The sequence below is a fragment of the uncultured Paracoccus sp. genome (genome assembly GCF_947496875.1).
Classification (GTDB): Bacteria; Pseudomonadota; Alphaproteobacteria; order Rhodobacterales; family Rhodobacteraceae; genus Paracoccus.
In genome coordinates this window covers 17,251-31,510 of record NZ_CANMEH010000023.1, presented here as the reverse complement: position 1 = coordinate 31,510, position 14,260 = coordinate 17,251, and the positions used below count along the sequence as shown (strand labels likewise).

13 protein-coding genes are annotated in these 14,260 nt (G+C 65.5%); 2 read left to right on the top strand and 11 right to left on the bottom strand.

Translation table 11 applies throughout. The features are described from left to right. Positions 1-384 precede the first annotated feature (384 nt). From rpsI to Q0938_RS16800, 3 genes are all read right to left on the bottom strand, one after another. A complete protein-coding gene (gene rpsI, locus Q0938_RS16810) occupies positions 385-909 on the bottom strand; it encodes a 30S ribosomal protein S9 (RefSeq protein ID WP_299364841.1) in 525 nt (174 codons plus the stop codon). A 2-nt stretch (positions 910-911) separates the two neighbouring features. Further along, complete coding sequence (rplM, locus tag Q0938_RS16805) at positions 912-1,376, bottom strand: 50S ribosomal protein L13 (RefSeq protein WP_299364839.1); 465 nt, start codon at positions 1,374-1,376, stop codon at positions 912-914. Between the two features lie 376 nt (positions 1,377-1,752). Then, entirely contained in the window at positions 1,753-2,160 is a 408-nt protein-coding gene (locus Q0938_RS16800) for a PaaI family thioesterase (protein ID WP_299364848.1), read from the bottom strand. 65 nt (positions 2,161-2,225) lie between these two features. On the opposite strand from Q0938_RS16800, the gene Q0938_RS16795 reads away from it, so the two are divergent. Continuing rightward, entirely contained in the window at positions 2,226-3,071 is an 846-nt protein-coding gene (locus Q0938_RS16795) for an enoyl-CoA hydratase (RefSeq protein ID WP_299364837.1), read from the top strand. On the opposite strand, the gene Q0938_RS16790 is transcribed toward Q0938_RS16795, so the two are convergent. The 5 genes from Q0938_RS16790 to purQ form a co-directional block, all read right to left on the bottom strand. Further along, positions 3,022-3,762, bottom strand: a complete 741-nt coding sequence (locus tag Q0938_RS16790) for a cytochrome c biogenesis protein CcdA (RefSeq protein ID WP_299364835.1) — start codon at positions 3,760-3,762, stop codon at positions 3,022-3,024. The two genes, Q0938_RS16795 and Q0938_RS16790, sit on opposite strands and share 50 nt — an antisense overlap. A 73-nt stretch (positions 3,763-3,835) precedes the next feature. Further along, a complete protein-coding gene (locus Q0938_RS16785) occupies positions 3,836-6,595 on the bottom strand; it encodes a ribonuclease E/G (RefSeq protein ID WP_299364833.1) in 2,760 nt (919 codons plus the stop codon). A gap of 497 nt (positions 6,596-7,092) precedes the next feature. Further along, entirely contained in the window at positions 7,093-8,418 is a 1,326-nt protein-coding gene (locus Q0938_RS16780; protein ID WP_299364831.1) for a sigma-54 dependent transcriptional regulator, read from the bottom strand. 36 nt (positions 8,419-8,454) lie between these two features. Continuing rightward, positions 8,455-10,230 carry an ATP-binding protein gene (locus tag Q0938_RS16775; protein WP_299364828.1) on the bottom strand — a complete coding sequence of 592 codons (1,776 nt, stop codon included), beginning with the start codon at positions 10,228-10,230 and terminating at the stop codon, positions 8,455-8,457. A gap of 84 nt (positions 10,231-10,314) precedes the next feature. After that, positions 10,315-10,983, bottom strand: a complete 669-nt coding sequence (gene purQ / locus Q0938_RS16770) for a phosphoribosylformylglycinamidine synthase subunit PurQ (protein WP_299364826.1) — start codon at positions 10,981-10,983, stop codon at positions 10,315-10,317. A gap of 141 nt (positions 10,984-11,124) precedes the next feature. On the opposite strand from purQ, the gene Q0938_RS16765 reads away from it, so the two are divergent. Next, positions 11,125-11,910, top strand: coding sequence for an MBL fold metallo-hydrolase (locus Q0938_RS16765; RefSeq protein WP_299364824.1), 786 nt, complete (start codon positions 11,125-11,127; stop codon positions 11,908-11,910). A gap of 55 nt (positions 11,911-11,965) precedes the next feature. Here the strand turns inward: Q0938_RS16765 and Q0938_RS16760 are convergent, their stop codons facing one another. From Q0938_RS16760 to Q0938_RS16750, 3 genes are all read right to left on the bottom strand, one after another. Further along, the gene (locus Q0938_RS16760; protein ID WP_299364821.1) at positions 11,966-13,180 is read right to left on the bottom strand and encodes an NADP-dependent isocitrate dehydrogenase; all 1,215 of its coding nucleotides are present in this window, start codon (positions 13,178-13,180) and stop codon (positions 11,966-11,968) included. 150 nt (positions 13,181-13,330) lie between these two features. After that, positions 13,331-13,600: a VIT1/CCC1 transporter family protein gene (locus Q0938_RS16755; RefSeq protein ID WP_366942774.1), complete on the bottom strand. Its 270-nt coding sequence runs from the start codon at positions 13,598-13,600 to the stop codon at positions 13,331-13,333. Then, a complete protein-coding gene (locus Q0938_RS16750; RefSeq protein ID WP_299364819.1) occupies positions 13,597-14,256 on the bottom strand; it encodes an alpha/beta hydrolase in 660 nt (219 codons plus the stop codon). Before Q0938_RS16750 ends, Q0938_RS16755 begins: the two co-directional genes overlap by 4 nt. Between the last annotated feature and the right edge of the window lie 4 nt (positions 14,257-14,260).

Here is a 14,260-nt window from a genome sequence, read left to right as displayed (position 1 = left end):
ACCCTATCTAGCGACCCCGAAGCACATCGTCAAGAACCTTCTCGACAATCACCGCGGAACCTCCAGGGCCCCAGGTCAACCAGCACCGCCGGCTTCCCCAACCTTCCAGCGTCCCCGCCGTCCGGTGAAGCGGTATCTAGAGTCGGTCCAAACGAAGCGCAAGACGGAAAATGCTGCCGTGCGGCAAGTTTCTCTTATCTCTGTGAAATTACTACACTTCTTCTTGGTGGTCAGTCGCACAGACACCCCTCTCCAGGCATCAAACCGATTCCCTCCCGCCTCCGCCGATCCAGTCGAGTCGCGCGCGGCGCCGGGAAAGGACGCCGTGACAGCAAAAAGGGCGCGGCAATGGCCGCGCCCCTCGGAACATCGATGCTGATGCGATCAGCGCTTGGAGAACTGGAACGACCGGCGCGCCTTTGCCTTGCCGTATTTCTTGCGCTCCACCACCCGGCTGTCGCGGGTCAGGAACCCGGCAGCCTTCAGCGCTGCGCGAAGGCTCGGCTCGTGCAGCTGCAGCGCCTTCGAGATCCCATGCTTGACGGCGCCGGCCTGTCCGGACAGGCCGCCACCGGCGACCGTGGCGTAGACGTCGTACTGATTGGCAACTCCGGCGATATCGAACGGTTGCCGCAGGATCATCTGCAGCACGGGACGGGCAAAATATTCGGCCATGTCCTTGCCGTTCACCGTGACACGGCCCGACCCCGGCTTGACCCAAACGCGGGCCACCGCGTCCTTGCGCTTGCCGGTGGCATATGACCTGCCCTGCTCGTCGCGCTGCGGCTCGCGAGGCGCCGCTCCGGGCTGCAGGCTGCGCGCCTCGTCGTCGGTGGACCCCTGAACGGCACCCGCGCTGGCGGTGACGGCGTCGCGAAGCTGGTCGAGGGATTTGATGTCGTCGGCCATGATCAGGCGCTCCGGGTGTTCTTGGGGTTCATTGCTTTGACGTCCAGCGTCTCGGGCTGCTGCGCCTCGTGGGGATGCTGGTCGCCGGCATAGACGCGCAGATTGGTCATCTGCTGCTTGCCCAGCTTGTTGCGGCTGATCATCCGTTCCACGGCCTTGTAGACCACGCGCTCGGGATGCTCGCCCTCCAGGATCTGCCGGGCGGTACGATGCTTGATGCCGCCCGGATAGCCGGTGTGCCAGTAGTACTTCTTGTCGTCCCGCTTGGCGCCGGTCATCTGCACCTTATCGGCATTAATGACGATGACGTTGTCGCCCATGTCCATGTGCGGGGTGAAGGTCGGCTTGTGCTTGCCGCGCAGGCGCGAGGCGACGATCGTCGCGAGGCGACCGAGAACCACGCCCTCGGCGTCGATCAGGATCCACTTCTTGTCGATGTCCGCCGGTGTAGCGGTAAAGGTTTTCATTGTTCCAGCCTATGGTTGAGTTTGGCGCCTTCGCGGCACCGCTATTCCTCTGGAGCGGCTTGTCGTTGATTCCGGGGCGACGGTCAACGTCTCGCCAGGCAAAAAAAAGCTAACCTTTCAGCCAGATGCGGGTGCGGTATTGAAATACCCGGAGAAATCGCGTTCGCAAGCGTCGTGCTGGATACGCTGGAAGGCCGTCTCGAGCGGTCCTGCCGGGCTGATGCTGTGCCTGCGTCACCCCTCAGCGGTCGTGCGTTGCCGGTCGACCCGTGAGCTGGCCGGGCTCCTCCCGAAAGACGAAACGAAGCTCACGGGCTTGAGGCTGTGATCAGCTGGTCGAGGCTCACTTGATCCCGTCCGAGGCTGCGCTGCGCGATCACCGGCGCGGAGGAATCGAATAGGTCAACGAACAGCGCGCCACCGGCTGATCCTGTCCGTCCGAAAAGATCAGCACGTCGCCGACGGCCAAGATGCGCCCAAGCTTCAGAAGCCGCGCTACGGCGACGAGGTCGCGGCCGGCCGCGGGCTTGCGCATGAAGTCGATGCTGGCATTCGTCGTGACCGCCAGGGGCACCTTTCCGATCCGCGACAGGATCGCCCCATACACGGCAACGTCGGCCAGTTCGAACATGGTCGGACCGGAAACCGTGCCCCCGGGGCGCAGGTGACGGTCCGCCACGTTCAGCCGCACGCGCACGGATTCCGCATCGGCCTGTTCGATCCGGTAACCCGACAGCTGCGGAAAGACCTCCTGCAGATATGCGTCCAGCGCCTGCGCTTCCATCGTGACCATGCTTTCCCCTCACCCGCGGCGGCCGTATGGTTTCCGGAAGCAAGGGGGGATGCAAGATGAGTGCACTGCTGAGACGGGAAAGCCAGGGGCCGGTCGCCCGGCTGGTGATGACCAGCCCCGGCAACTACAACGCCCTGTCACGCGAGATGATCGCGGCGCTTGCCGACGCGCTTACAGAAATCGCTGCCGACGACACCGTGCGGGTGGTCGTCCTGTCCGGTGAGGGAAAAGCGTTCTGCGCAGGCCACGACATCCGCCAGATGCAGGCCGCGAGAGCGGAGGCGGACGGCGGTCGGGCCGACTACCAGGCGCTGTTTGCGGCGTGTTCCCGAATGATGCAGATGATCCCCGCCCTGCCCCAGCCGGTCATCGCCCAGGTGCACGGTATCGCAACCGCCGCCGGGTGCCAGCTCGCGGCCAGTTGCGACATGGTGGTGGCGGCGGAAGGAACCCGGTTCGGCGTCAACGGGGTCAATATCGGCCTGTTCTGTTCCACGCCGATGGTGGCACTTTCCCGCGCGATCCCGCCCCGCGCGGCCTTTGAACTGCTGGTCACCGGCGAGTTCATCGACGCGGCCCGGGCGCGGGAACTGGGTCTGGTGAACCGGGTGGTTCCCCACGCGCACCTGCACGAGGCGACGCAGGCCCTTGCCGGCACGATCGCCGCCAAGCTGCCCGCCGCCATCCGGATCGGAAAGCGCGCGTATCACCAGCAGCTGACGCTTGGACTGGCCGAGGCCTACGACCTGACCGGTGCGGCGATCTGCGACAACATGATGCTGCCGGACACGGACGAGGGGCTGAACGCCTTTCTCGACAAGCGCGCCCCGCGTGGGCGACCGGCGGAACCGACTAGCCGATCAGTGCCAGCGCCGGGACGTTTTCCAGCAACCAGTAGCTGATGATCGACAACCAGCCGGTCAGCAGCATCAGCCCGACGACGATCAGCAGGATACCCGACACACGCTCGATCAGACCCAGGTGCCGCTTGATCCGGTTCATCAGGCCCATCGACCGCTCGATGAACAGGGCCGACAGCAGAAACGGAATGCCCAGTCCCAAGGCATAGATGCCCAGCAGTGCCGTCCCGCGCCCGGGTTCGGTCGCCGCGAGCGTCAGGATCATGGACAGCTGTGGTCCGATGCAGGGCGTCCAGCCGAACGCGAATGCCAGACCCAGCAGATAGGCGCCCATGGCCGATCCGCCCTGGTCGCCGCCCGTCTCCAGCCGCGCCTCGCGGTCCAGCAGCGGAATGCGGAACACGTGCAGGAAATGCAGGCCAAGCAGGATGACGAACGCACCCGAGATCTTGATCAGGATCGGCTGGTATTCCAGAAAGGCGCGCCCGAACGCCGAGGCCGCATAGCCCAGGATCAGGAACACCGTGCTCAGCCCCAGGACGAAGAAGAACGCGGGCAGCACGGCGCTGCGTTCATGCGTTTTCAGCGCACTGACCTTAACGCCCGTCATGTAGGCGAGATAGGGCGGCACGATCGGCAGCACGCAGGGCGACAGGAACGACAGCAATCCGGCAAGCACGGCGACAAACGCCGCGGGCAGGATCGAGGCGTCGGCAATTTCGATTCCAAACATGGCGGCACCTTGTCCGAGGGGAAGGAGCCGGTAAACCCCGCCCCTCCCCTCGCATCGTCACGGATGCGTCAGGTCAGCCGCCCAGCGCCCACCAGCCACGCCGCCTGGGGCGCGCGCCGGCATCAGCGTCCACGGGTTCGGAACGATCCTCGGCCTCTCTCGAAGCGGTTCCGGGCAAATCCTGACCGTTGCCTTCAGCCGGCTCGTCCCGGTGCAGGTCCTGCTCCGTCGCTGCCATCTCTGACGGTCGATCGTCCCCAACGGACACCGGTGCCTGGTCCGACAGGGCAGGCTCCTGTTCACGCGGCTCGACCCTCTCCTCGGAGATTGGTGCAGCCTCGCTGATCGCGTCGTCTTGCGCGGAAGCGGCGGCTTCGGAGACGTCCGGTGCGGCAGCCTGGCGCTCCCCGCTCAGATCCTGGCCCTCAGGGTCCTGCCCGTCCGTGCGTGGAACCTCTGGGGGAGCAGACTGCGCCAGTTCGGAAGGCCGGTCGTCACCGGCCTGTGCGACCGGTTGATCATCCGACCTGCGCGTCCGGCTGCGCGAGCGCGAGCGCGAACGACTGCGGGATTTCCGCTCCCCGCTCTCGTCACCCTGCTCCTCGGGAGCATCGGTCGCCTCGTCTGTCACGGGGCTGGCGCCGCTCTCGGGCGCGTCCTGCCCGGCCGCGTCAGACTGCTCCGCCGAGCCCTGGTCGGCATCGCCGTTCTCTCCGCGCGCCCCGCCCCGACGGCGACGCCGCCGGCGACGCTTCGACCGGCCGGACTCGTCGGCCTGATCGCCATCCGAGTCCTGGCCGCGGGTCGCCTGCTCCTCGTCGTCGTCGCGACGATCCGATGCCAGTCCGGCTTCCTCCACCTCCTCCTCGTCGTCCGAGTCGAGGTCTTCATCGTCGATCTGGGCCATCAGGCTGGCGTTGACCGACACCACGTTCGACGCGGCGTCGGGAACGCTGCGCGTCGCCGTCTTGAACTTCTCCAGCGCAAAGTCCGGCGAGATCAACGACGGATCCGCCTCGACCCGGACCGACAGCCCGTAGCGGGCCTCGATCATGCCGATATGTTCGCGCTTCTGGTTCATCAGGAAGTTGGCAACGCCCACCGGCGCGCGCAGCAGGACCTCGCGGGACCGCTTCCGTGTGCCCTCCTCCTCGATCGCCCGCAGGATGGTCAGCGCCATGCTGTCCTCGGACCGGATCAGCCCGGTGCCATGGCAATGCGCGCAAGGCTGGGTGGTGCTTTCCAGCATCCCCGGCCGCAGCCGCTGTCGGCTCATCTCCATCAGGCCGAAGCCCGAGATCCGTCCGACCTGGATGCGCGCCCGATCGGATTTCAGCCTCTCCTTGAACCGCTTCTCGACCGAGGCATTGTTCTTGCGCTCGTCCATGTCGATGAAGTCGATGACGATCAGGCCTGCCAGGTCCCGCAGGCGCAGCTGGCGGGCGATCTCGTCAGCCGCCTCGCAGTTGGTCTTGAACGCGGTGTCCTCGATCGACCCTTCCTTGGTCGCCCGGCCAGAGTTCACATCGATGGCGACCAGCGCCTCGGTGATGCCGATGACGATGTAGCCGCCGGACTTCAACTGCACCACGGGGTTGAACATCGCGGCAAGATAGCCCTCGACCTGATAGCGCGCGAACAGCGGCATCGGGTCGTTGTACAGCTTCACGTTCTTGGCGTGGGACGGCATGATCATCTTCATGAAGTCCTTGGCGGTGCGATAGCCGCGCTCGCCCTCGACCAGGACCTCGTCGATGTCCTTGCTGTAGAGATCCCGGATCGTCCGCTTGATCAGGTCGCCTTCCTCGTAGATCGGCGCCGGTGCGATCGACCGGAAGGTCAGCTCGCGGATCTGCTCCCACAGCCGCATCAGGTATTCGTAATCGCGCCGGATCTCGGTCCGGGTGCGCTGGCTGCCGGCCGTGCGGATGATCAGCCCCGCGCCCTTCGGTACCTCCAGTTCCGATGCGATATCCTTCAGCTTCTTGCGATCGGCAGCGTTGGTGATCTTGCGAGAGATGCCGCCGCCCCGGGCGGTATTGGGCATCAGGACGCAGTAGCGACCGGCGAGCGACAGATAGGTGGTCAGCGCCGCGCCCTTGTTGCCGCGCTCTTCCTTGACCACCTGGACCAGCATGATCTGCCGGACCTTGACGACCTCCTGGATCTTGTACCGGCGCGGCCGCGGCTTCTTGGCGGGCCGGATCTCTTCCGAGACGTCTTCTTCGGCAACGGACTCGATGGTTTCGTCGCGATCCGCCGCGCTCGCCGCGTCGTCCTCATCCTCTTTGGACTCCTCGTACCCGCTGGAGGTGTCCCGTTCGTCCGCTGTGCCACGCGCCTCGCCCGGAACGTCGTCCCCACTCCCGACGGCATCCAGGGCGGCATCAGACCCGCTTTCCTGCCGGTCTTCGTCCGCGCTGCCGGATGCGGCCTCGGACGTGACCGACGGATCATCCGATGCGGCGGCCTGCGCCCGCGATCCACGCCGCTGCCGGGATCCCCGCCTCTCGCGCGCGGTCTCTTCGTCCTCGGCGGCCTCGGCCGCGGCGCGTTCTTCCTCGATCAGCGCCTGCCGATCCGCAGCCGGGATCTGGTAATAGTCGGGGTGAATCTCGGCGAAGGCCAGAAACCCGTGCCGGTTGCCACCGTAATCGACAAAGGCGGCCTGCAGCGAGGGTTCGACCCGCGTCACCTTCGCCAGGTAGATATTGCCTGCAAGCTGGCGCTTGTTCAGCGTTTCAAAGTCGAACTCTTCAACCTTGGTTCCGTCCACGACGACCACGCGGGTTTCTTCCGCATGAGTCGCGTCGATCAGCATCTTGTTTGCCATGTGATGTTCTTTCACGCAGCCGGTCGGGTCCGCCCAGGGGCGGGACAACGGACGGGGTGCGGTTTGATGCGAACGCGAGTTGGCGCGCAGGTCGACCTGCGGTCAGGAACGGGGCGGGCATCACAGGCCGCGGCGGGATCGCTTTGTCCTGCCGTTCCTGTGCACACCCGCCCACGATCCTGCCTGCGTCGTTATCTATCGCGCGATTCATCGCGTCTGTTTACCTCTTGCCCCGTGGCCCGGTTGCGGACAGGGGCGGCGATGACCTGACCGACGGGGGCACGAGACCCTTGCGCGGCCATTTTTTTCGACATGGCGCCCATCGGCCAACCGACCGATCCACAGGCACCATGCTGCGAAACTTGTATGCGTCACACAATCTGTGATTGAACAGATTGCGCGCATGTAGGGCACCATAGGGTGCGAACGGCCTTAAACACAATCATAAACTGCTTTGCGTTCCCGGTTCAGGGCAGCCGCGCTGCCGAACCGGGCCGTCAAAGATAGTCGGAGCGGGTCAGCCCGTACTTGGCCATCTTTTCGTTCAAAGTACGGCGGGGCAGGCACAATTCGTCCATGACCGCGCTGATGCTGCCCTTGTGACGCCGCATGGTGTTGTCGATGAGCATCTTCTCGAACGACTCGACATACTCCTTCAGCGGCTTGCCTTCGGTCGTTGTGGCTTCACGGGTTTCCTCGCCATCCGCCATCAGCAGCGACGTGATCGACCCGCTGCCCCGCCGGTTCTGCAAGACGGCGCGTTCCGCCACGTTGATCAGCTGCCGGACGTTGCCGGGCCAGGGCGCCTGCAGCAGTTGCGCCGCTTCCTGTGCATTCACCTGCGGCGGCTCGCAGCCATACTCGTCGGCAAACTGTTCGGTCATGCGAGTGAACAGGGACAGGATGTCCTCGCCGCGCTGGCGCAGCGGCGGCACGGTGATCTGCAGCGCCGACAATCGATAGAACAGATCCGGCCGCAGACTGTCCTCGGCCCGGCGCCCCTCGCCCCGGGCGTTGGAGATGGCGATGATGCGGGTTTCCGCGGGGGCACCCTGATCGGCGATGAACGCCAGAAGCCGGGCCTGCACGGAATCGCTCAGTGCCTCGATGTCCTCCAGGCACAGCGTCCCACCCCGCGCCTCCTCGACCGCGGGCAGCCCGTCCTCGACTGGCCCGAACAGCCGGGCGGCCAGCGCCTCGTCGGTGTAGGCGGCACAGCCGACGGGAACGAACCTGCGGGATGCGCGCGGGCCCACTGCGTGCAGGGCGTGGGCCACCAGCGTCTTGCCGGTGCCGGTCTCGCCGTCGATCAGGACATGACCGTCGGCCTGGCCGAGATCCAGGATATCCTCGCGCAAGCGGTCCATCACCGGGCTGGTCCCGACCAGCTTGGACATGACCTGCTGGCCTTCGCTGAGATCGCGGCGCAGGGCCCGGTTGTCCAGCGTCATCCGGCGGGCCTGCGCCGCCTTCTTGACCAGTTCGGTCATCCGGTCCGGATTGAACGGCTTTTCCATGAAGTCCATGGCGCCCAGCCGCATCGCCTCGACGGCCATCGGCACGTCGCCATGCCCGGTGATCATGATGACCGGCAGTCCGCTGTCCAGCCCCATCAGGCGCTTCAGGAACGCCATGCCATCCATGCCGGGCATCCGGATGTCCGACACGACGATGCCCGGCCAGTCGGCCCCGATCGTCTTCAGCGCCTCTTCGGCACTGGCAAACACCTCGGTGCGATAGCCCGACAGGCCCAGCCACTGGCTGATCGAATCCCGCATGTCCGGTTCGTCGTCGACGATCGCAACGGTCAGACTTTGCGCCATGGGTTCATCCCTTCTTGTTCATTCGGCAGCTCTTGTTCATTCGGCCGCGGTGCGCTGGCTCGTCAGCCGGGGCTCATGCAGAGGAAGTTCCAGATCGAAGACCGCGCCGCCGTCATCCGCATTGTGAGCGGTCAGCCGTCCGCCGAAGTCCGCCACGATCCCGGATGAAATCGCCAGACCTAGGCCAGTTCCCTCGCCCGGTGCCTTGGTGGTCCAGAAAGGTTCAAACAGCTTTTCCAGATCCGCGACACCCGGCCCATTGTCGCGGACGGACAAATAGGCGTGAGAGCCGCTGTCCACCACGATCTGGATGGACGGGTCGCGCTGGTCGCGGGTGGCATCCATGGCATTGCGGATCAGGTTGATGATCACCTGTTCCAGCCTGATCCGGTCGCAATAGACCATCACCGGGTCGCGCGGCTGGCTGCGCTGCAGGCGCACCCGCCGGTGCCGCAACTGCGATTCCATCATGGTCAGGGCGCTCGACAGGGCCATGCGCAGATCGACCGGCTCGAAGGCCTCGCCCCCCTTGCGCGCATAGGATTTCAGCTGCCGGGTAATGGCGCCCATGCGTTCCAGCAGGTCGTCTACCCGCTGAAAGCTCGACAACGCCTCGTCCGGACGGCCACGCTCCAGCAGCAGGCGGGATCCGGCCAGATAGGTCTTCATCGCCGCGAGTGGCTGATTCAGCTCGTGGCTGATCCCGGCGGACATCTCGCCCAGGGCGGCCAGCTTGCTGCTTTGCTGGACGGTTTGCTCGGCCACGCGCAGTTCGCGCTGCATCCGTTCGCGTTCGGCGATCTCGCGGGTCAGCCGGGCGTTCAGCGCCCGCAAGTCCGCCGACTCGCGCATGTACCGGTCCGTCATCGTGCGGGCGCGCCGCGACAAGATGTAGAACCCGGCGGCCAGCGCGATGGCTAGGCCCATGATCTCCAGCGCCAGATAGGCGTTCACCCGGTCGCGGATGGAATCGTAGGTGGCGAACGAGATCATTCGCCAGCCGCGGAACGGGATGCGTGTTTCCGTCCGCATCACCGCCTTGCCGCGGACATAGGCGTCGATGGGCTGACTCGCCCAGTCGGCCGTGACCTGAAAGGCGCGCGCGATCGCACTGGGGGCGGACCGGACGGCCAGCGCCTCGTCCATCTGCAGCCCGCGCCAGCGCGGCTCGGTCGTCAGGATGATCCGGCCTTCGCTGTCGGTCACGGCCACCGCATCGGCGATCCCGGCCCATGACCGCTCCAGCCGGGTCAGGTCGGCGGCGACCACGATCACCCCCAGCGACCGCCCATCGGCCACCACTGCCCGGGAATAGGTGAATTCATGGCCGCCCGAGGGCGTTGGCGAGACCGTGAACACCGTGTCGTTGGTCCGCAGCGCATCGACATAGAATGGCGCAAGCACATAATTCGTACCCAGCAGCTGCCGGTCCGTCGCCCCCACCGTACGGCCTGACCCGTCGAGAAGCCGGATCGACGCCGCGCCGATCTCCTTCTGGGCCGAGATCAGCCGCGCCGACGTCGTCGAGAAATCCTGCCCGTAGAGCGACGAGATCAGCGCCGGATCACGTGCCAGCAGTAGCGGCACCACCGACGTGCGCTGCAATTCGGACAGCAGGTTGCCGGTATAAAGCGCTGCGCGCAACTCGGCCCGAACTCGTGTGTTTTCTGAGAACCGGTCCGTAAGGAACTGGTTGGTAAAGAAGATCGCCCCGATCGCCGCCGCCAGCAGAACTGCGATCAGCACACGCGGAAACACCCGCGCGCGCAAATCGCCCGGCACCACGGCGTCGGTTTCGTCGGGGTCTGGCATCAGCCGGGTCCGCTGCAGGTACTCCACAGATAGGCGCTGCCGGCCTGCGGCTCAAGCCGTCCCGAAGGACAGGCCCTGTCCGCGTCACGCAGCAGCAAGGGCGCCCACCACCCCCTGGAACAGCCGTGCCCCATCCATGCTGCCATGGACCGCGTCCACCGCACGTTCGGGATGCGGCATGATGCCAAGCACCCGAAGATTCCCCGACAACACCCCGGCGATGTCCGAGACGGAGCCGTTCACCGGGGTCGCATAGCGCAGCGCGATCCGGTTCTCGTCCTGCAACCGCGCCAAGCCATCGGGATCGATCTGATAGTTCCCGTCATGGTGGGCGACGGGCAGGCGAATGGTTTCGCCCACCTGATAGGACGACAGATACGGGCTGGCATTTTCTCCGACCTGAACCGCGACCTCGCGGCACAGGAAGGTCAGCCCGGCGTTGCGCATCAGCGCGCCCGGCAGCAGGCCAAGTTCGGTCAGGACCTGAAACCCGTTGCAGATCCCCAGCACGAACCCGCCCCGCTGCGCATGACGTGTCACGGCCGCGGCGATCGGCGATTGCGCCGCGATTGCCCCGCAGCGCAGATAGTCGCCAAACGAGAACCCGCCCGGGACGGCAACCAGGTCGATGCCCGCCGGGAGGTCGGCATCCTTGTGCCACACGCGTGCGACGGACGCGCCCCCGCGTTCCAAAGCCACGGCCAGATCCCGGTCGCAGTTTGACCCCGGAAAGGTGATGACGGCAGCTTTCATGGTCTGACCCCTGTGTGGACACCGTCGAGATAATGTCCGCGGCGTCGAAGCGGAAGGGGGTTGGAAGCGACGCTGATCCGGGCAAGGCGGAACCTGCCGAGGGCCGCGTCAGTTTCGCCCCTTTCAACAGAGGAGAGCCCGATGAACCCCACCCGACGTCAGACCCTTGTCATGGCTGCGGCGGGCGCTGCCGCCGTTGGCCTGCCGCTGCGCGCCTTTGCCCAGGCGGCGGCGACGACCGGCGGCGCCCCGGCGTTTCTGACGCCGATCGAGCACGCCACGCTGATGCTGACCCTGAATGGCCAGTCGATCCTCGTCGATCCGGTCGGCGGGGCCGACCGCTATGCCGACATGGCCAAGCCCGCGGCAATCCTGATCACGCATGAACATCAGGACCATTTCGACCCGGACACGCTGCAGGGACTGCTGGACGACGCCACAACGCTGATCGTCAACCCCGCCGTGGCGGACAAGCTGCCGGCGGAGATGAAGGATCGCGCCACGGTCATGGCGAACGGCGACACCGGCGAGGTCGCCGGGATGAAGATCGAGGCGGTGCCCGCCTACAACATCACCCCCGAGCGGCAGCAGTATCACCCGCAGGGCCGGGACAACGGCTATGTCCTGACCTCGCCCGATCATGGGCGGATCTATATCGCCGGTGACACCGAGGATACGCCCGAGTTCCGCGCGCAGACCGACATCGACACGGTCCTGCTGCCGATGAACCTGCCCTACACCATGGATGCCGAGCACGCCGCTGCGGGCGTGATCGCGATGAAGCCTCGCCGGGCGATCCCGTATCATCACCGCGGCATCGACCCGGCCGACTTCCAGGCGACCCTGCAGCATGCCGGCAGCGAGACCGAGGTGATCGTACTGGACTGGTACCCGCAGGCGGACAATCCGACCGGCGAGGACAGCTGACGAGAAAGGGCCCCTGCAGGGGCCCTTTCCTGTAGCATCCAACCTTGGGCCGAGTTCAGCCCGCCAGTTCCCTGTTCAGGTATTCGTCGACCTTTTCCAGGTAACCCATTGTGGTCAGCCACTTCTGATCGGGACCGACCAGCAGCGCGAGATCCTTGGTCATGTAGCCGTCCTCGACAGCCTGAACGGTCACACGCTCCAGCGTTTCGGCGAACCGCAGCAGCTGGTCGTTGTCGTCCAGCTTGGCGCGGTGCTTCAGGCCCCCGGTCCAGGCAAAGATCGAAGCGATCGAGTTGGTCGAGGTCTCCTTGCCCTTCTGGTGCTCGCGGAAATGGCGGGTCACGGTGCCATGCGCGGCCTCGGCCTCCACCGTCTTGCCATCCGGCGTCATCAGGACCGAGGTCATCAGGCCCAGGCTGCCGAACCCCTGGGCGACGGTGTCGGACTGCACGTCGCCGTCATAGTTCTTGCAGGCCCAGACATAGCCGCCCGACCATTTCATCGAGGCCGCGACCATGTCGTCGATCAGCCGGTGCTCATAGGTGATCCCGGCCTTCTTGAACTGATCGGCAAACTCCGCGTCGAAGATCTCCTGGAACAGATCCTTGAAGCGGCCATCATAGGCCTTGAGGATCGTGTTCTTGGTGGACAGGTAGACCGGATAGCCGCGCTGCAGACCGTAGTTCAGGGACGCGCGGGCAAAGTCGCGGATCGACTCGTCCAGGTTGTACATGGCCATAGCCACACCGCTGCCGGGCGCCTGGAACACCTCGTGCTCGATCGTCTCGCCATCGTCCCCGACGAACCTGATGGTCAGCTTGCCCTTGCCCGGGAAGCGGAAATCGGTGGCCTTGTACTGGTCGCCGAAGGCGTGACGGCCGACGATGATCGGCTGGTTCCAGTGCGGCACCAGCCGCGGCACGTTCCGGGCGATGATCGGCTCGCGGAAGATGACGCCGCCCAGGATGTTGCGGATGGTGCCATTCGGCGAACGCCACATCTTCTTCAGGCCGAACTCCTCGACCCGCGCCTCGTCAGGGGTGATGGTGGCGCATTTCACACCGACCCCGTATTTCTTGATCGCCTCGGCTGCGTCCACGGTGATCTGGTCGTCGGTGCGGTCGCGCTCCTCGATCCCGAGATCGTAGTATTTCAGGTCGACGTCCAGGTAGGGCAGAATCAGCTTCTGCTTGATGAAGTCCCAGATGATGCGGGTCATCTCGTCGCCGTCCAACTCGACGACAGGATTTTCGACCTTGATTTTTGTCATGGGGATTGCCTCGGCTGCGTTTGGGAACGCGCGACGTGTACCCGACCGACACCCGCTTGAAAAGACGGTATGCGACGGTATGCCGAAATCGACGGGCTAAATCGCTATCCGCCACCATTGCGCCGACGGCAAAGGCCACGCTCGCGCAGGTCAGCCCGGCCAGCAGGGTTTCCGCCATGGCACGCGAAAACCGCACGCCGGTACCGCGCCCAGCCCCATCGCGACCGCATCGGCAAACAGATTGGCCAGTCCGAACAGCAGCACCGCGATGGCACCGACCGACGCGGTGCCATCGGCCCGCGCGCCCGCAAACCCCGCGACGATGGCAAAGGTCGTGACGATCCCGTCATTGCCGCCGTAGACGATCTGGCCCAGGAACTCGCGCAGCGGTCCGATCTGCCGGACGCCGTCCCCGCTCACCGCGTGGTTTCGGTCAGCCGCCGGCGAACGTAGCTCTGCACCGTGTCGATCATCGGCTTCATGTGTGCCTCCTCATCACGGAAGAAGTGGTCGGCACCCTGGATTTCCTCGTGCGTGACGGTGATGCCCTTCTGCTCGCGCAGCTTGGCCACCAGCGCCTGAATGTCCTTGGCCGGGGCGACCCGGTCCGCGGTCCCGTTGATGATCAGCCCCGACGACGGGCAAGGTGCCAGGAAACTGAAATCGTACATGTTCGCGGGCGGTGACACGCTGACGAAGCCGGTGATCTCGGGACGCCGCATCAGCAGCTGCATGCCGATCCAGGCGCCGAAGCTGAAGCCCGCGACCCAGCAATGCTTGGAATTGGGGTTCATCGCCTGCAGGTAATCCAGCGCCGAGGCGGCATCCGACAGTTCCCCGATCCCCTGGTCGAACTCGCCCTGGCTGCGCCCCACCCCGCGGAAATTGAACCGCAGCACCGTGAAGCCCATGCGATAGAACGCGTAGTGCAGGTTGTAGACGACGCGGTTGTTCATCGTGCCGCCATATTGCGGATGCGGATGCAGCACGATGGCCAGCGGGGCATCGGGCTTGGACTGCGCATGGTAGCGGCCCTCCAGACGTCCTTCGGGTCCGGGGAAGATCAGCTCGGGCATAGGG